Below are 22,203 nucleotides of genomic sequence, written 5' to 3'. Positions count from 1 at the left end.
ACAAACTTATTTTTATTGCAAGCGTTTTCAATATCATTATAGTCCTTTTATCACTTTTAGAAAAGTAAAATACTTAAATATTTAAATATTTTTTATACTATAATGTATTTTAATCTCTCGAATATCGTAAAACACTAACAAAACCTCAAGCCAATTACATTAGCTGAGGTTTTGTTTTAAGATAAAATACTTGTATATTTGCTGAATTGCTTGAGAATCCATTAATTCTTTTCCATATTCTATAATACGATAAATTGTTGCTGTAGAAGAATTACCGTATTCCGCTAAAATTGCAATAATATCCGCCTTTAATAACGCTGGTTCTTCTTCCATCCAAAGATAAAAACGTCCATCCCATGTGTAAAGTTTCCCCCCGGTTACACCGAGATTATACAAACGACTTGCCAAAGTAATCACATCTTCAAACGTTGCAAATTCATACAATATATGCTCACTCTCATCTAGAGTTACTTGCATTTCAATAAACTCATCACGAAACTCATCTTCTGTATCTGTTTCATGATTTTCTTTTGTAACAATCACAACCATTCCTTGTGCCTGTAAAGAAAAAACTTCAACTGCAATTGGACCATCTGCTTCAAACCCAAGTTCTTTATTTGCTTCTTGCATCATATCACGAAATAACTGTTGCACTTTTGGAGCATTTTTCCATAAATCCTCCTTAGTCAACCCTCGCTCAGATAAATCGTCAAATGTTAGGAAAATTTTAATTTTATTATAATTCAATCGTTCCAACCTCATCTTGTAACCTCCCTACGTAACCGTTGTATCTAATTTTTATTATATGAAATAGAAAATAGATGGTTCTTTTCGAACAACTATTCCGACATTTTTAACCATTCATCCCATTCTTTTTTTGTATCGCCAATACATATATTTTGAAGTTCAACCTTGTCTTCATCTGAAACAAGCTGGCTTGCAAACCCAATAAGTCCAGTGCAGATTTTCGGATTCTGACTTTGCAACTTCTCAATCAAATTCAGCGCGCTTTTCAAATATCGTTCTTTTGAACATGCTATAAATACATATTTAGGTGTGAATTGCTTGATGGCTGCACAGATCTCATTTTCCTCTAGGCCTGTCCCCAAATATATTGCTTGATAGCCCTTCAAACGTAAATATATCGTAAAAAGAAACAAATGTAATACATTCATTTCTCCTGGTGCACAAATAGCCAAGGCTTTTGGCAAAATAAAATTAGTTTGCGTATTATGATAAATCATTCCAACGCGTGAACATAAAAACGAATCCACATACCGTTCTTGTACAGCTGTTATCTCATCATTTTTCTGCATAGTCTCTAACTTATCAGCAATCGGGATAAATATATGAGTGATTACTTTTTCTATTGTATAAATAACAAATGCCTCGTTTAATAATTCACGGGCATGTATTTCATCAAATTTTAACAAATAACCAAGGATATCGTCCACTAATAAAATTTCTTTGCTATACGTCATCTCAATTGGATTGTGATTTTGCAATCGGTTGCTTTCTAATAACTGGACTGCTTGACCAATTGTAAATCCTTCATTTACTTTATTCATTAACCATTTTAAGATTCTCACATGCTCTTCTGTATATAGACGGTACCCTGCATCATTGCGCTTTGGAGCAATAATATGATATCGTCTCTCCCAAGCCCGCAGTGTACTTGGCTGAATCCCAAGCATATTCGAAACAGCTTTTATATTATATTTTCCTTTTAAAGTTGGCATATTTTCCCCACCTTTAAACCGAATATCTCTTAATTTTCTCTTTGCAATGTAATTAAGTGTGTTTGAGCTGGAGCTCGAAAACGTAGTGGTATTAATGTCGTTCCATACCCATTACTCACAAATAGAGTTGTACATGGATACTCATATACACCGCCTTTTAGATAACGTTTAGAATGGAATAAACGAATTTGCCCTCCATGAGTATGACCACTTAATACGAGAGAAATTTTCTCTTGTCCAGACATTTTGTTTACAATAGCAGAGTTGTGGCTAATAAGAATGCGAAAGCCATCTTCTTGACAATCCGCTAGCGCCAAATCTAAACGATCTCGTTCTAATCCAACATCATCCACCCCTAATAAACAAAGTTTATCGCCACTCTCTGATTCAAACAGCACTCGTGTATTATCTAAAATCTTCACACCATTTTCTAGTAATAACGCATCTAATTCATGATAGTCAATTTCATAATCGTTATTTCCCCATACAAAATATATAGGACCAATTCCGCTTAATGTTTGAATATTAGCAGCAATTTGTGATAACGATACCCCCTTCTCAGCTAAATCACCACCAATAATAACAAAATCAGCGTTTCCTTTTACATTTTCAATTAAGGAAGGTGAGATAACTCTCCTATGAATATCTGAAATAAAAAATATCCTAACTTTCCCAAAACTTTTTGGGAAATTCACAAATGATAAAGTATGTTCTAGTAACGTATTACGCACTGCTTCTCTATACATCAAAAAAAGAAAAATGAAACCAATACATATGAATGTGCCACCTAATCCAATCCATAACATATACGTTTCTCAACTTCCCTCTCAAAAAATATAATCCCATCAGACTATATTGCCGAAAAGGCGAATAATGCCTTATCAAATATGAACGGCTTCATTCACCTTTTTCAGTTCACTCCTACAACAATTATTTTACTGTTGCTATTCCTTCTCTATCTTTTCTTTAATAGGAATTTTCAATTCTTTTCCTACTTCTAATTGGTCATCTTGTAAATTGTTATAGCTTTTAATAATTGTAGCCCCATCTTCATTCGGAAAGTACTGTTTCCCAATACTTTCAAATGTCTCCCCCTCTTTTACAATGTGCGTTTCAAATTTTTCTAGCTGCTTCTTTTCTCCTTCACCGTGTTTATTTGAATCGAAAAAAATCACTTCAAACGCATTTTTTCCAGAGGTATCATTCTTGTTGGCACTTTTTACTTCGATATACTTATCCGTATACCATAAAATACTAAGCGGTAACAAAATAAATAAAAATGTTAAAACCCGAACAAAAAAGTGGTTAATCTTAAATTTAGATTTTTTCTTCTCTTTATTTCTATGAACCTCACTTCGCGGCGGTAAACCTTCTTCTGTTTGCTCTTCTTCCAACTCTTCTTCCAACTCATCTTCAAAATCAGGAATTTGTTTTCTCATGTTGTTCACCACCACCTTCCACTTATTTTCTTAATTGAAGTCCCATAATAAAATCAACAAGAAAGTGTGCAAATATTGTTATAAATAAATTCTCTGTCCATTGGAACACATATCCAAACAGAAAACTAATCATACATACAAAGCAAAACAGAAATGGCTTTCTCACATATCGAATATGTAAAACAGCAAAAATAAGGCTTGCAACTACAAGTCCAAAATGCGTCTGTAATACACCTCGAAATAAAAATTCTTCAGCAAATCCAATAACAAACGTAATACAGAATAATTGTATTACAGAAGTTCCTTGGAACATTCGATCATTAATTCCCCCATCATCAAACCACGATTCTGGCAGCACTTGCATTGCAATATAATCAAATAACACAACAACGCCCGCAACCACACTACCTATTACAAGAATTGAAATGGGTTCCCATTTCCACAAATCATAAAATTCACTCCTATTTGGAAATAATATATAGGCTAACACACAGCCAACACCTATAATTATTAATTGTGTTATATAGAGATTCAGCCGTATTTCTTTCGGACCTATGTCTTCAATACTACGTCTTTGAATGTTAATCATTCCTCCGTTCTTTCATACCAAAGAGAAATTGTAACTCTGCTTCCCAATTATAGTCGAAAATTGATTGTCTTGCTCGTCTTTTTTTGTAATCTTCTTTTGAAATACCACAGTAGTTACAGCAATTTTTCACCTGCACTTCCTTCTTATATCCAAATAGATGTAGCATCTGTTCCCGTCTGCATCCTTTATACTGTAGCCATGATTTCATATTTTCTAGTTGACTATATTTATTCCGAAGACGCTCATCTACTTCTAACATTATTTTTCCCCTTGTTTCATCTGACAAGGATTCCATAATGAGCTTCTTCTGTTGCATGATTTTCATCTTTTCTAAGTGATAACGTACAAAACGCCAATGTTGCTCACTAAACCTTGCAGCATTATAACAAATTTCTTCCACATCTTCTATTGGCAATACTTTCGTATGAAACATCTTTTCTTGTAGTAAGGAAAATAAAAATTGAATTTGTTGTTTATTTGGTAATTCATCTTCAATGATAGAAACCGGTAAATCGTGATCTAGCGGACTACAAAGTAGAATTGCAATGCTCGACTCTCCATCCCTTCCCGCTCTACCAATCTCTTGTAAATAAGAAGCAATATTTGCTGGATAATGAAAATGAATAATATACCTTGTATTCGGCTTGTTTACCCCCATACCAAATGCACTTGTACATATAACGAGTTGTAGTTGATTATTCATAAATTGCTGCTGAATTAACATCCGTTCTTCGTGTTCCATTCCACCATGATAAAATGCAACATCTGCTATACCTTTACTCCTTAAATATTCTGCCAGACGCTCCGTCCAAGCCCTGCTCGAACAATAAATAATTCCTGGTCCTTGCAAATAAGTAACATGCTTGAGAAGCGCTTCCTTTTTCTCTTCTATTGTTTGTACAAATTGTACCTCCATTGCAATATTTGGGCGATCAATCGAGTACAAATGCTCTGCTACATTCGTAAGTTTTAAACTTTTTATAATGTCCTGTAATACTTCTTTTGTTGCAGTAGCCGTTAATGCCAACACAGGAGGATGTCCAATACCTGCTATAACTTGGTCTAATTTTTTATAGTCTGTTCGAAAATCATAGCCCCATTGCGAAATACAATGTGCTTCATCTATCACAAATAGTGAAATATGAATCTTTTTTAGTTCTCTTACTATTACTTCAGATTGCAACATTTCAGGTGAGACAAAGACAAATTTATAAGAAGATAATCTTTTTATCGCTTTCTTTTTTTCAATCAATGTACGAAAACTATTAAACGCGATCACACGGTCCTTCACTACATATTTAAGCTGCGCTACCTGATCTTCCATTAAGGATAGTAATGGTGAAACAATTACTACTGTTCCATCTTGCATAAGGCCTGGAAGCTGATAACACATTGACTTTCCTCTTCCAGTTGGAAGCATTGCTACAACATCTTTTCCTTGTAATAAATCCGCAATAACCTCTTTCTGCCCTTGACGAAATTCGTTATAACCAAACCACTTATGCAAATAATCCTCAAGCCTCATTTACAACCCCCATCTGCGCTAACACAAGACGAATTTCAAAATAAGAAACCGCTTCTCCTACTGCTTGCTTTAACACACGTAACTTCCGTGTTTGTAACGTTTCAATAATGCGCTGCACATGCTTGATTTTATTTTTTTCCATAAACATTTCAATAGAAAAATCTCTTTCTCGTAATGCAATTTCAACAAAATGATCTTCTATTGTTGCAACCTTTAAATTTCTAATTGTTGCAATTTCATCCAAAGAACGCCCTTGTTTCCAAAGTTGATATGTTTTTTGTGTTGATAAACTAAACAAATCTGCCCTTTCATTCGGATAAGCAATAATTTTTGTTAATAGCGGGAATTCTTTTTCATTATCTCGAACAGATTGAATAAAGAAATGAACGGTGCCCCAAAATAAAAGATGTACGCGAAATACATCTTGACTTGTAATTTCCGCAAGTTGCTTTAATGTATATCCAATTCTTTCATATCCAGTTAATCGATATGTAAAAATTGTTGCTTCTATCGGTAAAGCATCTTGTAACAGCGTATGCATCTCTTTCCATAACCTTTTTGCAAGTTCACTTCTTGCATATGGCATCCCGATGAGAAACTGCTTAACCCACATCATTACCTCTGTATCTTGTTGGATTGGAATAAACTTTGCATTTTGCTGTTGTAAATTTGATACGGTTTGAATAATTAACGAAAGTCGTTTCCAAAACATTTCACCAAGATCACCATAGTGCAAACCGTGTAAATACTGCGGGAAAAAAAGTGTTTCTTCCCAAGTTCCCAGCTGTCGTTTTCCTGTGTCAGTTAAAATGTACGTATTTTCATGCACGCTCTGAATCCATTCTTTATGTAATACATGTTCAATTTCCTGATCATAATCAGAACGTTGTAATGATTTATATATCCCAAACAGAAAAGAAATGTGAAATATATTTCCGTCTTGTAATGTTTGTGAAGAACGTTTCCCTTTTAAAAGGTGATAAATGGAAGAAACAGTTCGTTCACCATTTAATTGTTTTATACAATATAATAAAGTATATTGTAACTGCATCGCCGCTTCCACCTTTCAATTCCATCTATATTTTCTATTGTATCAAACTGTACAGCATTTAGGCATTTTGAAAATCTTATGAAATAAATCAAAAATAAGTTGACACCCTAATTGATAAGCATTATCATTATAATTTTATGTTGAAAAGTTTAAAAAACCGTTTTACAATAAGATTATAATTTTTATAGCGACTATTTTCACATACATATTATCAGGAGGGAAAAAAATATGGCAAAATATACAATTGTTGATAAAGACACTTGCATCGCATGTGGAGCTTGCGGAGCTGCTGCACCAGACATTTATGACTACGATGATGAAGGTATTGCATTTGTAACACTAGATGATAACCAAGGTATCGTTGAAATTCCAGACGTATTAATTGACGACATGATGGATGCATTTGAAGGTTGTCCAACTGACTCAATTAAAGTTGCTGACGAAACATTCGATGGCGACGCTTTAAAATTCGAATAGTCTTTTTATTAACTTCAAAAACCCCCCTTATTTTTATGAGGGGGGTTTTGGTTATTTATCTAACTCACAAATAAAAAAAGCCATCAGCGATGCTCTCCCGCTGATGACCAAAGTTTCTATGCATTTTTCATTTTTGCAAATACCCACACTTTTAAGCGTGAGAACAGTGCTACAAATACAACTGTTACAACAATTCCCTTAATTAAATTAAATGGGAGAATTGCCGCTACAATCATTTGTCGCATACCACTACTAGACATAGCAGGCTGATTTAAAAACCAAGTGTAAGCTGGTAAAATGATGAAATAATTTAACACACTCATAATTACCGCCATAGTAACTGTCCCTAACATTAACCCTGTTGTTAAACTCTTTACTGTGCGATACTTCCGGAATAAGAAAGCTGCTGGTCCAATAAATAGACATCCTGCAATAAAGTTTGCTATTTCTCCAACTGGAACTCCCGTTAAACTGCCTTGAATCCCGTAGTGAAGAATATTTTTTATCGCTTCTACAACTACACCTGCAATTGGGCTAAAAATAATCGCTGCAATTAAAGCTGGCACATCACTAAAGTCAATTTTTAAAAACGGCGGAAGTCCTGGGAATGGGAAATCCAACATCATAAGCAAATACGCAATACTACTAAGCATCGCTACGCTCACCATTTGTACTACACTGTTTTTTTGTTTCATCCTTCTCTCTCCTTTTCCATCGATCATCTCATGGAAAGTGGAAAGGTTCTGCTATGCCTATTTTTTTCCTATCATGAAAAAACCCTTTGTGTTTTACACAAAGGGAGAATTTTTTAGGCACATCAAACAGACGTTCAAATACTTATCTTTTTTGAACGCTTGAACCTCCATCTTCTCCCATCCAGACTATACTGTCGGCTTTGGAATCTCACCAAATCCTGCCTTAACGGCTCGCGGGCTTAGAACGAAAAGCAACTGTTCATCACCGCCGGTCGGGATTTTCACCCTGCCCCGAAGATAGACCGATATTCTATTTTCTCCACCATTATACAACATCATCGTACAGTTGTGAACAAAAATGTTTATAACTTATAAATAGTAAGTAGTATTTTTATTATAAATTGAACCTTAATCAGCTCGATCCCTCCTACCTTCTTTGTTTTCCTCTGAATCTTGAGGCAGGGTCTTACTGCCCATGAATAGTGGGATACATACAATATAAAAACAGTCATCGGATTATGTGACAACACAATCCATATTTTTTACAATTCGATTTTTTCCTTCGCAATTCCCTAGTCATCCATACAGAAAAGTGATAAGATGTTGAATTGTTAAGATAAGAGCATTTTCTTAATACGGAGGAAATGTCATGAGAAAAGAAAAAAGACACTCTATTCAAGAAACGATGAAAAAAAACTTAAGAAAAGAATACTTTTATTTAAAAAAAGAGTTACTTTTCTACTGTCCAATTGATTTAGGCGCATTTTCAAGAGAAACATACTATGCTACTTTTGATGAAGAAGGAATTAGTATTTATCAGTATGATAAAACAACAGAAAGTAAACTAAAGCTATGTGAACGTCATCCATGGAACAGTTGGGATAAAGTGAAAATTGATCACTATTTAACAACATCGCAATTTATTTTCCAAGGAAAGCGTAATTGGATTCTCTCTCTCTTTCATAAAGGAAAAGAAGCACAAAAAATAATCGAAGATCATACTTCTTTACAAACAGAAGTTGTTTCTCGATCCTTTTTGAAAAAGCTTCCTGGTTTTCGTTCTAATACAATTTTAAACAAATACATTGGCAGCATATGTTATACCGCACTTATTGCATGTTTATTAAAATGGATTATTCCATTCCAACAAATACAAGTTGCCCTGTATTCTTTTTCTATCGGTTGTATGCTCCTTGGTCTACTGTGTTTGACAATTGGACTAATTGAACCAACCATAGTATTATTTCGAACAACGGAAAAAACGAGGGCGAAGGTCTTTTATTATTATAGCTATTTAGCCATTTCTGGATTTATATGTGTCTTTATTTTTTGGTAAAAAAGAGCTAGTTTTGCTAGCTCTTTTTTAATTTATATATAATTTTTGATTTGGATAAATCAGATCTTGCCTCAATTCATTTTTCACTTTTATTTCACGAACTGTCATACCGAACTTATGTGCAATACTGACCAAAGTGTCTCCTTTTTGCACAATATATAGTGATGCTGATGCTATTTGATTCATCTCTTCCTTTAAAACAAGCAAAGGATCCATTGCATTTCTTTTCCCGAACGTCCAAGCACCCTTATGAACTTCTAAGTGCAGATGCGCTCCTCGTGATTCACCTGTATTACCTACTTCACCAATTACCTCACCTCTTGCAATACGCTCCCCCTGCAGTACATATCTCTTATTTAAATGAGCGTAAACAGCTTCATATTCTCCATGTTTAATAAACACTACATGTCCATAACTATTTGAAAAATAGGATTTTGTTACCGTTCCACCCCGAATCGCCGCAACCGGCGTTCCGATTGAGGCAGCTATATCAATACCGTAGTGCTTTCCATTCCTTGTTCCAAAATAATCACTAATTCTTCCATCTACAGGCCATATCCATCGTTCATCCTCAGCATAAGCGTATACTTGAGAACTAAAAAACATCCCAACGACAAGTATACCGATTTTTAAGACTTTCATATACATCCTCCGTTTTTTTGATAACCGTCACACTTTCTCTATTGTGGTATATTACGGAAAAAAGTATACAAAAAAAGAAAGTGAATCACTCCACTTCCTTCTCTTCCTTATTACGAAAAACAATTGCACTTCGTTTATATTCAACATCTCTTACATTAAGACGAGCGTTTATCACCCTAGCTATTGCAAATAAATAATCAGATAATCGATTAACATATCGCAATACAACTTCATTTATTTCTGCTTGCTTTCCTAACGATACAATATGACGCTCAGCTCTTCTCGTTACCGTACGTGCAACATGAATCATCGCGGACGCTGCGCTCCCACCAGGCAAAATAAATCGCTCCAGCGGTGGAGCTTCTTCTATGTAGCAATCAATTCGTTCTTCTAAATATATAACCATCTCTTCCGTTACTTTATACGGCATTGTTTGCTGCATAATTGCTAAATCACCACCACAATCAAACAACTCATGCTGAATCTTTTCAAGCTCATCATATATATCCTGAAAGCGTTCTTCTCGAATCATAGTCATCGCATATCCAATATGAGAGTTTGCCTCATCAATTGTTCCATATGCTTCTACACGAATATGATTTTTATCAACTCGCCCACCGATAATACTTGTTTGTCCTTTATCTCCTGTTTTTGTATATAGTTTCAAATCTTCTACACCTCTCTTTTTAAGCTTTATTCATTACACTAGTTATTACAAATATAAGTATACATTTTAAAAACGAATTAAAAACTTTCTTTTTTTGTGGTGAGAGAGCATCCAGTCATGGGTAGAAGCGGTCAGTTCCTTTTTCAGCCCCATACCATGTGAAAACAGAAGGAGAAAATGAGTGGGGACCTTCTTTTATTTTCATAGCCGCGACTTATATGTCGGAAAGTTAAAATAGATTTATATACATTGAAAAACGGTATAAACCTTTTTTTGACGAAAGAGAGGAACCAGCCGTGCGTAAAAACTGTCAGGCTCTCTTTCAGCCCCATGCCATGTGAAAACAGCAGGAGAAAATGAGTAGTGATTACCTTTTGTTTTCATAGACACGAATGATATACCAGCAAATCAATATGGATTTATTCTTTCCCTAGTGTAACCTTTTTATCTTCCAATCAATTTTCATAAAGGGACTACCCTCTACCAATAGCACACTAAAATAAAAAGTTCTAATATTCTTCATTCCATTGAGAAGATATTAAAACTCAAAAAGAATAAAAAATATTAGAACTTCAGTATTCACTCACAACAATATCACTTATATGGATTGACCTGGTAAATATACAGAGAATGTTGTCCCTTCTCCAACAACACTTGATATGGAGATTTTCCCGTCATGACCTTGCACAATGTTTTTAGCAATTGCAAGCCCTAAACCAGTACCGCCCGTTTTCCCACGTGTTCTTGCTTTATCAGCTTTATAGAAGCGGTCAAATAAGAATGGAATATCTTCTTCAGGGATACCTGCACCTGAATCTTGCACTTCAAAGACTAGTCCATTATTTTTCGTATCAATAATAAGCTTAACATGACCACCTGCGTTTGTATGCCTAATTGCATTATCTATTAAGTTCGTTAATACCTGTTCCATACGATCCGCATCAAATGGATGCTCCTCAATCGGATTACGGAAATCAACGGTTAACTGCACTTCTTTATCCTGCGCAATCCCTTGGAACTTACGGCCAATTTTCTCAACAAACGGATGAATATCCACTTCAGATATATGCAGTTCTACATGACCACTTTCCATCCGAGCTAAATCTAACAGTTCATTTACAAGGCGTCCTAAACGAACAGACTCATCATAAATAATTTGCACAAACTCATTTATCTCCTCTTTCGTTTGAACAACATCATCTAAGATTGCCTCACTATAACCTTGAAGCATAACCATCGGAGTACGCAATTCATGAGACACATTCGCAATAAAATCTTGACGCATTTTCTCAAGACGACGTTCTTCCGTCATATCTCGAAGGACTGCGACAGCACCACGAATTTTTGTTTGATTATATAGCGGAGTCATAAGAACAACGTAATTACCCTTTTGTAAATTAATTTCAATAACTTGCTGCTGCTCACTCTCTACTACAAGATGAAACAACTCAACAAGCTCAGGTGGTAAATTTCTACTTAATTCCAACTCTTTTTCTTCTTGCCAAACTTGTAAAAAGCGCTCCGCTGGTGGATTGATAACAACAACTTCACCTTCTTGATTCAATGTTACAACCCCATCTGCCATACTACTTAAAATACTGGAGAGTTGTTCTTTTTCTTGTTGCAGCGCATTAATATTAAACTTCAATTGTTTTCCCATTTGATTTAATGCCGTTGCTAGCTCTCCTATTTCATCTTGCGAAACCATAGGTGCTTTCGTATCAAATTTTCCGCGTGCCACTTCAAAGGCTACTTCACGCATTTTACGAAGAGGAGCTGTAATTCGTGTCGATAAGAAAAATGCAAAGAACGTTGTTAAAATAATTGCAATTCCCGCTGATAGAAAAATGAAATCAGTCGCTTTTTCCATACCTTGTTTTGGAACTTGCAATGATTGATATACAAACACCGCACTATGATTTGATGATTGGAGTGGTTTACCAACAATCATAATATCATTTTCGGAATTCTTATTCGTCTTGTCATCAGACACTTTTTTTATTTTTTCTTTATTTTCTTTTTTATCTATAAAAACAGCTGCTAAATCTTTATCCTTTTTCAGATCTTCTATTGTAAGATCTACCAATCCTTCTTGTTTCGGTGAAGAAGAAACTTCATGATCCCCCTTTACAATAATAATTCGTGAGAGCGGATCAGCAAACTTATATGCGATATTTTCAATCGTTTCTTCGTCTGCACCTTCTTCAATTAATTCCGAAACACTTGTCGCTACTTTTGTAAGCCGATTTTCGCTCATTTCAATATAGTAATTATCAAAAAACTGTGAAAGCAAAATGGCAACAAAGCCAAGGACAAATGAAACAAGAAGCAATATTGTCATCCATAGCTTTCCTACTACACTTCTCCAAAGCATCAGCCGTTCACAACCTCAAACTTATAACCAACACCCCATACAGTTACAATCATCTTTGCTGCTTCAGATGATTTTTTACTTAACTTTTCACGCAAACGCTTTACGTGTGTATCTACTGTACGCAAATCTCCAAAGAATTCATATTGCCATACCTCTTTTAACAATTGTTCACGATCAAACACTTTATCAGGAGCCTTTGCTAAAAATAGCAATAATTCATATTCCTTTGGTGTTAAGTTAACTTCATCACCATCCGCTGTAACGCGATGCGCATCGTTATCAATTGTTAAATGCGGGAATACAATAACATCTTTTGTTGTTGTATCTTGTGTAAAGAATGTTGTTGTTACAGAACGGCGTAATACTGCTTTTACACGAAGAACTACTTCACGTGGACTAAACGGCTTTACGATATAATCATCGGAGCCAACTTCAAATCCTTGCACCCTGTTTACTTCTTCGCCTTTAGCTGTCAGCATAATAATTGGTGTTGCTTTTTTCTCACGAATCCCTTTACATACTTCAATTCCATCTTTTCCAGGCATCATGATATCTAATAAGATTAAATCATAGTCATTTTGCAATGCTTTTTCTAAAGCTGTATCACCATTATCAGCCTCATCAATCGTATATTGTTCTCTTTCTAAATACATTTTTAATAAACGACGAATACGATCTTCATCATCCACAATTAAAATTCTTGGTTCGTTTTCCATTGCTTCCCGCTGCCGTAAAAAATATGACAACGGTTTACACCTACCCTTCTATAATGTAATACCGTTTTTACTCTTATCTCATAATAGATAGTTCTAAAATGTTAGTCTTCCACCTTAGATATTATGCTTCACAAGAATAATAAAGTTTGTTCATTTCTTTTCCAAAAATATGTATTTTTTTTGAACAGGACATTTAGGCCCCGACATCATTTTACAAAATCAACCTTTATTTTGCCATGTTTTTCTCAAAAAAGAAAAGAAATTGACAAAAATAAAATAGGAAAGTGACAACCACTCTCCTATTTTATCATGCTGAACTGCAGCATGCGCTTCCTTATGCATATGAGTGTAAACCAGCGATAATTAAGTTTACCACTATAAAATTAAACATGATAATCGCAAATCCAATTACCGCAAGCCATGCTGACTTCTCACCATGCCACCCTTTAGATAAACGTAAATGTAAAACTGCAGCATAAAAGAGCCATGTAATAAGTGCCCATACTTCTTTTGGATCCCATCCCCAAAAACGAGTCCATGCAATTTGTGCCCAAATCATCGCAAAAATTAGTGCCCCTAACGTAAAGACTGGGAATCCAATCGCAATAGAGCGATATCCAATTTCATCGAGTAAATCACTGTTAACATTTCTCACTACTGGCTGAAGAGCCGCAGATACCCTTTTTCGTAAAATTAATCTTAATACAATATAAAGCCCTGTCCCAACAAGCAATGACCAAATGACTGTATTTAATTTCTTTGCATTTATAATAGCAGGCATTTCTGCAATTGGTTCAAGTTTCCCAGTTGTTAGTAATTCTCCTTCATGTGGGCCAACTAGCGCAGGAAGATTATATTTCATCTCTACTTTCTGTTCATTTTTATCCACCCATTGAAATTTCGCTTCATATTTTGTCGCTGAATAAACCGTTGTTACAGCGATAAATCCGACAGTACAAACGAGTGTAAACACCACTGTTTCTAACCAAAATGTTCGTTTCGATTTTTTGGATTGATCTACATTTTTAAGCAAATACATAACACCTGTAATAAAACTAATTGCTAAAATAGCTTGTCCAGCTGCCGCTGTTGTTACATGAATATGTAGCCAATTACTTTTCAGCGATGGAATAAGCGGTGAAATTTCTCTTGGAAACATACTTGCATATGCAATTAATAACAGCGCTACTGGTAAAGCAAATAATCCGACGATACTAACACGATACATGAAGTACATAGCAATAAAAGCACCAACAAGCATCATGCCAAAGAATGTACCAAACTCAAAGAAATTACTTACTGGGGCATGCCCTGAAGCAATCCATCTTGTTACAAAGTATACAGTTTGAGCGGCGAACCCTAAAATTGTTATGGTTATACCTATATTTGCCCACTTCCGTTCTTTCTCTTTAATTGCTCCTCCAAAGAACAGTGTTGCAATTAAATATAGAATAAAAGCGGTAAATAGAAAATTACTGCTTATTTGTACCATTTATTCTCTCTCCCCACCTTAACTAATTTTTTGGTCATTTACTTTGTCGTATGGTTGTGGAATTGTTGTTCCTTCAAGTACTTTTTCAATATCTTTCCGCAAGCCAAACCAATTTTTATTTGTATGACCCGCAATCCACCATTCATCTTTAACACGTTGTATCCAAATGCGACGATGATTCCAATACATCCCTTGAATCACACCAACCATGAAGATAAATCCTCCGATACCAAGAATCCATAGCGTCAAATCTTTTCTTACAATCAACCCTGTAGCGTTTCGCATTTCTACTCCCGCAAAGGTCATTTTATATTGATTATTTCCTTCTGGTTCAATATTTTGTTGTATCCCTACAAAGCTTACTTCTCCTTTTGGTGTCTCTGGCGTAAACATTTTAAATACGAAAGCTGGATTATTCGGAATCTTTGTTTTTGTATTCGGCTGACCATTCTCATCAAAATAAAAATCAGGGAAATAACTTAATAGTTTAATAGAATATCCATCTCCTAAATCGTACGTTTCTTTTGGATTTTCTAGATTCACTTTAATAGGTGTCCATTTTTGTTGATTGTCTTTTTTCTGTAAAGAAAAAGACATACTACTAAATTCATTTTCTTTAAAATCTAATTGATATAAGGCAAATTGATCAAATTTGAGCGGTTCATTTACCCGAATCTCACCTTTTTTTACCTTCTCTAACTTTGGTTTTTGTCCGGCAACATTTTCCCCTACCACTTTGTATAATACAGCATTCGTTTGATAGTTTTTAGCAATCATTTTATCGCCCACACGCTCAATCGCATCATTAAATACTTGATCATCTTTACTTTTGTCATAAACTTCTTTTATAAACTTTTCATTTTTTAAATAATACTTGCCATCCGTCCCTGGTATCTCTTTTGTTTCACCATCACGTAGCCATAGCGATTCATCCACATACATGCTCGGAAGAAACCGTAGCATTGCTCCAAATAGAAAAATAATAAGACCGATATGATTGACATATGGACCCCAACGAGAGAATCTTCCTTTTTCTGCTAAAATATTTTCACCATCAACTCTTACATTATAATTTTTTTTCTTTAAATTAGCTTGAATCTGTTCTAAATCTCCTTCTTTTGGAGATCCTGTCCCATACAACCGTTGTCTCTTTAAAAAACTTGGGTGCCTTTTTACCCCCTGCTTTTTTAAAGCTTTATACAGCGGGATTACACGATCCAAACTACATATCACAAGTGATACACCAATCGAAGCAATTAAAATCATATACCACCATGAGCTATATAAATTATTAAAACCTAGTTGATAATATAATTGCCCTAGAAAACCATATTCCTGCTCATAATATTCACTCGGCGTAACACCTGGAGGTATGTACATTTCTTGTGGGAATATTGTTCCAACTGCTGATGCTAATAGAGTGATAACTATAAGCCATACTCCTACTTTTACAGAAGAAAAAAAGCTCCAAATCTTATCCACGATTGTTTTCGTATGAGTAAGAGAGCGCCGAGCACTCCCCTCATATCGCATATCTAATAATCTTGTACCTTCCTTACTTTCAAAAGGTTTCCCACAAGCTTCGCAAAAAATTGTGCCAATTGGGTTTACATGCCCACATTCACATTTTATTTGTTCCAATATTCTCACCGCCTTTTGTTTCTATTTATCATTGTATCTTCCAAGTGTAAGTTACCGCAATACTCAGAATTTTCAAGAGGGGTACTAAGACAAAGCAAAGCACCTTCATCTAGCAAACATATTAACTATCACATTATGTAAAGGCTTTCTTTATTAAGGAGTAATCTTCTTTAAATATCCCTCTATTTGATCCTTCGTTTGTGTACCCGTGATTTTTTCAATTACATTTCCGTCTTTATCAATTAAAAATGATGTTGGCAATGGTCCCACGCTGTATGTACCGATTATTTCTTGCCCTTTATCAATTGCCACAGGGAACGTTAATCCATATTGATTCACAAAATTTTTCACTGCAATATTCGTTTCATCTGCATCTAACGCAATGATTTCAACGCCTTTTTCTTTATATTTAGGATATAATTCATTCATATAAGGCATCTCTTTTTCACACGGTTTACACCATGTTCCCCAAAAGTTTAAGAATACTCCTTTTCCCTTCAAGTCATTTAACTCGATTTTCTTTCCTTCTAAATCTGTAACAACAAAGTTAGGCGCTTTTTTCCCGATTTGCATTTTTTCCTTATCAACAAAAAAACCTTGATAGAGTGTAAATCCTACTGCTACGCTTAAAATAAGCAAAATAAGAATGCGAAATAGCAAGCGATTCTTATTCATACTCGCTCCCCTCTCTTTGATGAATTTGTATGTAAACAATTTCTGTAACTACTAACTTGTCCCTTACTTCGAGCATTTGTTTATTTTCGTGTATATATCTCTATAATCACCCGCGGGAAATAACACTCCCCACGGATGAAAATTTGACTTTACCACTTATCTTGGTTTTGTAGAAGCAAGCGCACGTAGTTGTTTTACTTCATGAGGTGATAACTCTCTCGCATCACCAGGACGTAAGCTTCCTGCTTCTAAGAAAGCGTAACGTTCACGTTTTAATTTCATTACTTTACAGCCAAGCGCTTCGAACATGCGGCGAACTTGACGGTTACGTCCTTCATGGATTGTTAATTGAACAATTGCCATTTCTTTACGTTTATCCCAAGAAAGAATTTTCACACGTGCTGGTGCTGTCTTTCCATCTTCTAGTTCAACACCTTTTTCTAACAAGCGAATTTTTTCTCCTGTTAATGGTCCTTTTACTTTTGCAACATATGTTTTCTCAACTTTATATTTTGGATGCATTAATATGTTTGCAAAGTCACCATCGTTTGTCATAAGGAGTACACCAGACGTATCATAGTCTAAACGACCAATTGGGAATAAACGCTGTGTGATTTCAGGGAAAAAGTCCGTAACAACTTTTCTTCCTTTGTCATCTGATACACTCGAAATAACACCTGTTGGTTTGTATAGTAAGAAATACACAGGTTCTTCTTTTTCAAGAGGAATATTATTTACTTCTACTTTATCTTGAGGAGTTACCTTTGTTCCTAACTCAGTCACTACTTTACCGTTAACTTTCACTTTTCCTTGCTGAATAAGCTCTTCAGCTTTTCTTCTTGACGCAATTCCAGCTTGCGCAATCACTTTTTGTAATCGTTCCATTTCCTTAATTCACCTCAAATTTATCTTACCTTCATTAGAAAGACTTGGCAACCGCCGAAGGTTTACAGCGATTTTCCTCGTCTATCATAAACAACATAGCTATAGTGCAAACTTTTAAAGGCTGAATGCTAGTTTTATCCTTTATTATTGTTTACGTTCATACAGTTGTTCACAACAAAAGTTCATTATTTTGTCAAAAATACTCCACAAAAAAAACCACTATTAAGCCTACTCTTAATAGCGGTCGTATACGTATTATAAGCGAATTGACGCAAAAAATGAATACCGATTACTGAAACAATAAAGAAACGAACACAATAGAACAAATAATCCCAATTAAATCTGCGAACAATCCTACCTTTAAGGCATCTCCCATTTTACGAATCCCAACAGCTCCGAAGTACACTGTTAAAATATAAAATGTTGTATCTGTACTTCCTTGCATCGTGGAAGCAAGCCTACCAATAAATGAATCAGGCCCATATGTAGCAATTAAATCTGTAGTAATACTTAATCCTGCAGAGCCAGAAATGGGACGTATAAGCGCAAGCGGCACAATTTCTGCTGGCACGTGAATCATATCTAACATTGGCTTCATGACGGAAATCATGGCATCTAGTGCCCCTGATGCCCTGAAAATAGAAATAGATACAAGCATCCCTACCATAAATGGTAAAATAGAAATAGCAATCTGGATTCCTTCTTTTCCGCCCTCTACAAATGATTCGTACGTTGGAACTTTTTTTATCGTCCCATACAATAGGATAAAACCAATAACACATGGAATCACCCATAATGAAATTGTATTAACAATACTCACTTTTTCCGCCCCTTTCTGCTCCGTCTTCGGTAAAAATAGCGGTCAATCCAAATCGCTCCAATCATTGATAACACTTGTGCAATAAACGTAACACCAACAATTTCAGTCGGATTCGCCGACTCATACGTCATCCGAATTGAAATTACAGTAGTCGGTATCAATGTAATTGCAGATGTATTTAAAGCTAAAAATGTCACCATAGAACGACTTGCCGAATCCTTTCCCCCATTCAATTCCTTAAGCTGTTCCATGGCTTTAATACCAAGTGGCGTCGCTGCATTTCCTAATCCAAAAAAATTTGCCATCATATTTGATAAAATAAACCCCATCGAAGGGTGGTCTTTTGGCACTTCTGGAAACAACCTTTTTACAACTGGCATAAAAAATGAGACTAATTTCTTTAATAAGCCTGCTTCTTCAGCAATTTTCATTAAACCGAGCCAAAAGACTAAAACACTAATTAGCCCAATACAAATTGTTACTGCATCTTTTGACCCTTCAAAAACTGCTTTATTCACTTCCTCCATCGTTCCGTTTACCATCGCATATACAATCCCAATGACCGCCATCGCCACCCATACGAGGTTAACCATCTGTTCCGACACCTAACATATGAGAGAAAATCTCTCTCACATCATTCCAATATACTCCCGTTGTGGCAACTAGCTTTCGTTTACTATAAAATAAATTGCGCTCGCCTACTTTCTCGTTACCTACATAAATAATTGTTTTCCCTATTTTTTCTCCACTCTTTAACTTCGCATTTTTATCAAGTTCAACTTTTAGCAAGACTTCTTTTCTCTCATCTACTGTTAAAGGTACCGAAAAACCATTTTTGGTATAAACATGATTTGTATACTTCTTTTCTTTCAGTCCAGAGAGCGCTCCTTGCTCTAGAACTTTCGTTAACTCATACTGTTTAAATCCTTGATCAAATAAATACATATGGTCATCCCAATCACTAGATGCATTAAGCGTCACTACAATTAAATCTAAACCATCTTTCGAAGCTGTTGTAACAAGTGTACGCCCAGCTTTCTTTGTAAATCCCGTCTTTCCTCCTGTTGCAAATTCATAATAAGAGGTTACAAGTTTATGCTTGTTTTTCCATGGATAATCCCATGCTTTCGATTGATATGTTTTTGTTCCGAAAATTTTCCGAAACGTTTCATTTCCCATTGCATACCGTGTTAAAAGCGCCATATCATATGCAGATGAATAGTGCGTACCGTCTCCATCTAAACCATGCGGATTTGAAAAATGTGTATCTTTCATTCCGATTTGTTGCGCTTTTTCATTCATCAAATAAACAAATCCTTCTATGCTTCCTCCAACATTTTCAGCAATTGCTTGGGCTGCATCATTACCTGAACGGAGCATTAAACCATAAACTAAATCTTCTAGCGGTACTTTCCCCCCAGGTTTTAAATAAATGGCCGAGCCCTCTACTCGAACAGCTTTATCGCTAATAGGTACAGCTTCTTTCATTCTTCCTGATTCAGCAGCAAGTAAGGCAGTCATAATTTTTGTGATGCTAGCGATTTTCTGTGGTTCATGTTCTAATTTCCCATATAAAACTCGTCCTGAATGTTCTTCCATCAATATAGCATTATGGGCGCTTACATCATTCATTTGTGCATATGTATGAATCGGTATAATACTCGCACACATTAAAATAAGTGCAATCCAAATTAGTCTCATATTCCCCCACCACGTCCTTTTGGCACTTTTTGTACAAGTGTATGCTTGGCCCTATAAAATATGAACGAAATATTCTATTCTATACCAGCAAAAAAAGACGCACAAATATGCGTCTAGTACGGGGTCCACTCAAGCTGCTTCGCACTTTCAAAGCGCTTTTCCACATCTGGCCAATTTACAACATTCCACCAATTTTTAATGTACTCATCTTTTCGATTTTGGTACTGCAAGTAATATGCATGTTCCCATACATCAAGCACAAGTAACGGTATCGTATCCCACTGTGTGAATAATTGATGAAGGGTACTCTGTAAAATCTCTAATCTTCCCGAACGAGGTACCCACACAAGAATCGCCCAACCAGATCCTTCTACCTTCGATGCAGCTTCTGTAAAATGCTTTTGAAAACGTAAAAAGCTTCCAAAATCTTTCTCAATTTGTCGAGATAATGCACCTCTTGGACTTCCGCCCCCATCTTTTTTCATGTTATTCCAAAATATCGTGTGTAAATAATGACCTGAACCGTGAAAAGCCGCTTCCCTTTCCCAATGCTTTATTAAATCAAATTTGTTTGTTTTCCTTGCTTCTTCCATCATTTTTTCTGCTTTATTCAGCCCTTCTACATAACTGCGATGATGTTTATCATGATGCAGCATCATAATTTCTTGAGAAATATACGGTTCTAACGCATTGTATGGATAAGGAAGTGGAGGAAGCGTATGCCCTCCAATCGGAACAGATCGTTCAGTATATGCTCTTTCGTACAATTCATATTGTTCATTCTCGTACATAAATACTTCTTGTAAATGATTTTGAATGTGCTCCACATCTTCACTTATCTCATACAGCAATTCAGCATCTGTCTCATATTCATTTTCTTTCATACGGTCTAATAGCATTTGAATTTTATAGGCAAGCATATGGACGTCATACACTTCAGTTGCACGACTATCTAGTACGTGAAGAACACTTTCACACCAATTTTCTACCTCATGAAAGTAATCCGTAAATGCACCTTGCTGGTTCATACAACGCGACACCTCCTTGATGCTATCCACTTTAACTATATTCAGTTCCCACATTGTATATACCGTACAAAACAGCAAAAGAAGCCTCCACTCTTTCTCTCCTTTTGTTCTCACATCGCATGGGATTAAAAAAGGACCTGACCGCTTCTATCCACGGCCGGATCCTATCTTCCATCTGAAAAGAATGGTTTTCTTTCAACCATATTTTAATACTTGTGTAATATCTTTGTTTGATAGTCCGTTTCATAATATTCTAATTCCTCACGCATCGTTTGGAACTTACCTTCTAATTCTTGCATTACTTTTTCAATTGAGCGAGGTGGTACTTGTTGAAAAGCAATGGAATTTTTTCCTGTATATGCCGAGCGACTATTTTCATACCATTGATCACTCTTTGGTGAAAAGAATTCAGCAATTACTTGATGGTAGATTTTATATAATGTTTTCTCAGCAGCCGCTTTTCGAAATGGTTGACTACTCAATAAAACAAGGCACGCATCCAATCCTTCTTCACAAAATACAAGTAATCGTCTTAATGCCGATAATAAACCTTCATAATAATGCTTATTACCTTCTGGTGACTCTTCTAATAAAGAAGGTAATGTATGATAATTTACAAAATCAGTCATTAAAGTAATAACCTCTTCTAAAAACCCCGAAATTTGATTCGTTTGATTTTCAACCATTGAATTAGACATATCCTTTTCTCTC

Annotated in this window: 23 protein-coding genes and 1 riboswitch; of the genes, 2 read left to right on the top strand and 21 right to left on the bottom strand. The window is 35.4% G+C overall.

The genetic code is table 11. The annotated features are described in order from the left end of the window. Window positions 1-159: 159 nt before the first annotated feature. From LOK41_RS12940 to LOK41_RS12910, 7 genes are all read right to left on the bottom strand, one after another. On the bottom strand, window positions 160-762 hold the full coding sequence (locus LOK41_RS12940; RefSeq protein ID WP_241816872.1) for a genetic competence negative regulator: 603 nt from the start codon (window positions 760-762) through the stop codon (window positions 160-162). A gap of 77 nt (window positions 763-839) precedes the next feature. Next, the gene (locus LOK41_RS12935) at window positions 840-1,739 is read right to left on the bottom strand and encodes a MerR family transcriptional regulator (RefSeq protein ID WP_241816871.1); all 900 of its coding nucleotides are present in this window, start codon (window positions 1,737-1,739) and stop codon (window positions 840-842) included. 29 nt (window positions 1,740-1,768) lie between these two features. Next, window positions 1,769-2,545: a metallophosphoesterase gene (locus tag LOK41_RS12930; protein WP_241816870.1), complete on the bottom strand. Its 777-nt coding sequence runs from the start codon at window positions 2,543-2,545 to the stop codon at window positions 1,769-1,771. A 138-nt stretch (window positions 2,546-2,683) separates the two neighbouring features. Then, complete coding sequence (locus tag LOK41_RS12925) at window positions 2,684-3,178, bottom strand: LysM peptidoglycan-binding domain-containing protein (RefSeq protein WP_241816868.1); 495 nt, start codon at window positions 3,176-3,178, stop codon at window positions 2,684-2,686. 22 nt (window positions 3,179-3,200) lie between these two features. After that, complete coding sequence (locus LOK41_RS12920) at window positions 3,201-3,764, bottom strand: CPBP family intramembrane glutamic endopeptidase (protein ID WP_241816916.1); 564 nt, start codon at window positions 3,762-3,764, stop codon at window positions 3,201-3,203. Next, window positions 3,760-5,292 (bottom strand): RecQ family ATP-dependent DNA helicase, encoded by a 1,533-nt coding sequence (locus LOK41_RS12915; protein ID WP_241816867.1) that lies wholly within the window; start codon window positions 5,290-5,292, stop codon window positions 3,760-3,762. The genes LOK41_RS12920 and LOK41_RS12915 overlap by 5 nt, the downstream gene beginning before the upstream one ends. Next, complete coding sequence (locus LOK41_RS12910; protein ID WP_241816865.1) at window positions 5,282-6,343, bottom strand: YpbB family protein; 1,062 nt, start codon at window positions 6,341-6,343, stop codon at window positions 5,282-5,284. The genes LOK41_RS12915 and LOK41_RS12910 overlap by 11 nt, the downstream gene beginning before the upstream one ends. Window positions 6,344-6,571: 228 nt before the next feature. Here LOK41_RS12910 and LOK41_RS12905 point away from each other — a divergent pair, with 228 nt between their 5' ends. Beyond that, complete coding sequence (locus tag LOK41_RS12905; protein ID WP_020059638.1) at window positions 6,572-6,820, top strand: ferredoxin; 249 nt, start codon at window positions 6,572-6,574, stop codon at window positions 6,818-6,820. A 116-nt stretch (window positions 6,821-6,936) separates the two neighbouring features. On the opposite strand, the gene LOK41_RS12900 is transcribed toward LOK41_RS12905, so the two are convergent. Further along, the gene (locus LOK41_RS12900; RefSeq protein ID WP_174099601.1) at window positions 6,937-7,515 is read right to left on the bottom strand and encodes an ECF transporter S component; all 579 of its coding nucleotides are present in this window, start codon (window positions 7,513-7,515) and stop codon (window positions 6,937-6,939) included. 165 nt (window positions 7,516-7,680) lie between these two features. Next, a riboswitch (FMN riboswitch) is annotated at window positions 7,681-7,818 on the bottom strand. A gap of 346 nt (window positions 7,819-8,164) precedes the next feature. On the opposite strand from LOK41_RS12900, the gene LOK41_RS12895 reads away from it, so the two are divergent. Next, window positions 8,165-8,851, top strand: a complete 687-nt coding sequence (locus LOK41_RS12895) for a hypothetical protein (protein ID WP_241816864.1) — start codon at window positions 8,165-8,167, stop codon at window positions 8,849-8,851. A gap of 27 nt (window positions 8,852-8,878) precedes the next feature. Here the strand turns inward: LOK41_RS12895 and LOK41_RS12890 are convergent, their stop codons facing one another. From LOK41_RS12890 to LOK41_RS12830, 13 genes are all read right to left on the bottom strand, one after another. Then, on the bottom strand, window positions 8,879-9,493 hold the full coding sequence (locus tag LOK41_RS12890) for a peptidoglycan DD-metalloendopeptidase family protein (protein WP_241816863.1): 615 nt from the start codon (window positions 9,491-9,493) through the stop codon (window positions 8,879-8,881). A gap of 85 nt (window positions 9,494-9,578) precedes the next feature. After that, window positions 9,579-10,160, bottom strand: a complete 582-nt coding sequence (locus LOK41_RS12885; RefSeq protein WP_241816861.1) for a cob(I)yrinic acid a,c-diamide adenosyltransferase — start codon at window positions 10,158-10,160, stop codon at window positions 9,579-9,581. Between the two features lie 598 nt (window positions 10,161-10,758). Then, window positions 10,759-12,534 (bottom strand): ATP-binding protein, encoded by a 1,776-nt coding sequence (locus tag LOK41_RS12880; RefSeq protein ID WP_241816859.1) that lies wholly within the window; start codon window positions 12,532-12,534, stop codon window positions 10,759-10,761. Continuing rightward, window positions 12,534-13,250: a DNA-binding response regulator ResD gene (resD, locus tag LOK41_RS12875; protein WP_241816915.1), complete on the bottom strand. Its 717-nt coding sequence runs from the start codon at window positions 13,248-13,250 to the stop codon at window positions 12,534-12,536. Before resD ends, LOK41_RS12880 begins: the two co-directional genes overlap by 1 nt. A gap of 334 nt (window positions 13,251-13,584) precedes the next feature. Further along, window positions 13,585-14,742, bottom strand: coding sequence for a c-type cytochrome biogenesis protein CcsB (gene ccsB / locus LOK41_RS12870; protein ID WP_241816858.1), 1,158 nt, complete (start codon window positions 14,740-14,742; stop codon window positions 13,585-13,587). A gap of 18 nt (window positions 14,743-14,760) precedes the next feature. Continuing rightward, window positions 14,761-16,386 carry a cytochrome c biogenesis ResB family protein gene (locus LOK41_RS12865; RefSeq protein WP_241816914.1) on the bottom strand — a complete coding sequence of 542 codons (1,626 nt, stop codon included), beginning with the start codon at window positions 16,384-16,386 and terminating at the stop codon, window positions 14,761-14,763. 150 nt (window positions 16,387-16,536) lie between these two features. Continuing rightward, the gene (gene resA / locus LOK41_RS12860; protein WP_241816856.1) at window positions 16,537-17,058 is read right to left on the bottom strand and encodes a thiol-disulfide oxidoreductase ResA; all 522 of its coding nucleotides are present in this window, start codon (window positions 17,056-17,058) and stop codon (window positions 16,537-16,539) included. 156 nt (window positions 17,059-17,214) lie between these two features. Then, window positions 17,215-17,943: a 23S rRNA pseudouridine(2605) synthase RluB gene (rluB, locus tag LOK41_RS12855; RefSeq protein WP_241816855.1), complete on the bottom strand. Its 729-nt coding sequence runs from the start codon at window positions 17,941-17,943 to the stop codon at window positions 17,215-17,217. A 289-nt stretch (window positions 17,944-18,232) separates the two neighbouring features. Continuing rightward, window positions 18,233-18,763: a spore maturation protein SpmB gene (spmB, locus tag LOK41_RS12850; RefSeq protein ID WP_033796016.1), complete on the bottom strand. Its 531-nt coding sequence runs from the start codon at window positions 18,761-18,763 to the stop codon at window positions 18,233-18,235. After that, window positions 18,760-19,356 (bottom strand): spore maturation protein SpmA, encoded by a 597-nt coding sequence (gene spmA, locus LOK41_RS12845; protein WP_000247813.1) that lies wholly within the window; start codon window positions 19,354-19,356, stop codon window positions 18,760-18,762. Before spmA ends, spmB begins: the two co-directional genes overlap by 4 nt. Further along, complete coding sequence (locus LOK41_RS12840) at window positions 19,349-20,464, bottom strand: D-alanyl-D-alanine carboxypeptidase family protein (RefSeq protein ID WP_241816853.1); 1,116 nt, start codon at window positions 20,462-20,464, stop codon at window positions 19,349-19,351. The genes spmA and LOK41_RS12840 overlap by 8 nt, the downstream gene beginning before the upstream one ends. Before the next feature lie 113 nt (window positions 20,465-20,577). Next, the gene (locus LOK41_RS12835; protein WP_241816852.1) at window positions 20,578-21,492 is read right to left on the bottom strand and encodes a superoxide dismutase; all 915 of its coding nucleotides are present in this window, start codon (window positions 21,490-21,492) and stop codon (window positions 20,578-20,580) included. A gap of 206 nt (window positions 21,493-21,698) precedes the next feature. Continuing rightward, complete coding sequence (locus tag LOK41_RS12830) at window positions 21,699-22,190, bottom strand: YpuI family protein (protein ID WP_241816850.1); 492 nt, start codon at window positions 22,188-22,190, stop codon at window positions 21,699-21,701. Window positions 22,191-22,203 lie beyond the last annotated feature (13 nt).

The sequence above is a fragment of the Bacillus sp. TL12 genome, from assembly GCF_022625245.1.
Classification (GTDB): Bacteria; Bacillota; Bacilli; order Bacillales; family Bacillaceae_G; genus Bacillus_A.
The sequence above is the reverse complement of the archived record's forward strand: the minus strand, read 5'-3'. Positions and strand labels throughout refer to the sequence as shown.

Excerpts from the sequence above, each read along its gene's own strand:
- LOK41_RS12930 (WP_241816870.1), bottom strand. The coding sequence starts at position 2,545 with ATGTTATGGATTGGATTAGGTGGCACATTCATATGTATTGGTTTCATT.
- LOK41_RS12895 (WP_241816864.1), top strand. The coding sequence starts at position 8,165 with ATGAGAAAAGAAAAAAGACACTCTATTCAAGAAACGATGAAAAAAAAC.
- LOK41_RS12830 (WP_241816850.1), bottom strand. The coding sequence starts at position 22,190 with ATGTCTAATTCAATGGTTGAAAATCAAACGAATCAAATTTCGGGGTTT.
- spmA (WP_000247813.1), bottom strand. The coding sequence starts at position 19,356 with ATGGTTAACCTCGTATGGGTGGCGATGGCGGTCATTGGGATTGTATAT.
- LOK41_RS12880 (WP_241816859.1), bottom strand. The coding sequence starts at position 12,534 with ATGCTTTGGAGAAGTGTAGTAGGAAAGCTATGGATGACAATATTGCTT.
- resA (WP_241816856.1), bottom strand. The coding sequence starts at position 17,058 with ATGAATAAGAATCGCTTGCTATTTCGCATTCTTATTTTGCTTATTTTA.
- LOK41_RS12940 (WP_241816872.1), bottom strand. The coding sequence starts at position 762 with ATGAGGTTGGAACGATTGAATTATAATAAAATTAAAATTTTCCTAACA.
- LOK41_RS12890 (WP_241816863.1), bottom strand. The coding sequence starts at position 9,493 with ATGAAAGTCTTAAAAATCGGTATACTTGTCGTTGGGATGTTTTTTAGT.
- ccsB (WP_241816858.1), bottom strand. The coding sequence starts at position 14,742 with ATGGTACAAATAAGCAGTAATTTTCTATTTACCGCTTTTATTCTATAT.
- rluB (WP_241816855.1), bottom strand. The coding sequence starts at position 17,943 with ATGGAACGATTACAAAAAGTGATTGCGCAAGCTGGAATTGCGTCAAGA.
- LOK41_RS12935 (WP_241816871.1), bottom strand. The coding sequence starts at position 1,739 with ATGCCAACTTTAAAAGGAAAATATAATATAAAAGCTGTTTCGAATATG.
- LOK41_RS12910 (WP_241816865.1), bottom strand. The coding sequence starts at position 6,343 with ATGCAGTTACAATATACTTTATTATATTGTATAAAACAATTAAATGGT.
- LOK41_RS12915 (WP_241816867.1), bottom strand. The coding sequence starts at position 5,292 with ATGAGGCTTGAGGATTATTTGCATAAGTGGTTTGGTTATAACGAATTT.
- LOK41_RS12840 (WP_241816853.1), bottom strand. The coding sequence starts at position 20,464 with ATGAGACTAATTTGGATTGCACTTATTTTAATGTGTGCGAGTATTATA.
- LOK41_RS12905 (WP_020059638.1), top strand. The coding sequence starts at position 6,572 with ATGGCAAAATATACAATTGTTGATAAAGACACTTGCATCGCATGTGGA.
- resD (WP_241816915.1), bottom strand. The coding sequence starts at position 13,250 with ATGGAAAACGAACCAAGAATTTTAATTGTGGATGATGAAGATCGTATT.
- LOK41_RS12925 (WP_241816868.1), bottom strand. The coding sequence starts at position 3,178 with ATGAGAAAACAAATTCCTGATTTTGAAGATGAGTTGGAAGAAGAGTTG.
- LOK41_RS12835 (WP_241816852.1), bottom strand. The coding sequence starts at position 21,492 with ATGAACCAGCAAGGTGCATTTACGGATTACTTTCATGAGGTAGAAAAT.
- LOK41_RS12900 (WP_174099601.1), bottom strand. The coding sequence starts at position 7,515 with ATGAAACAAAAAAACAGTGTAGTACAAATGGTGAGCGTAGCGATGCTT.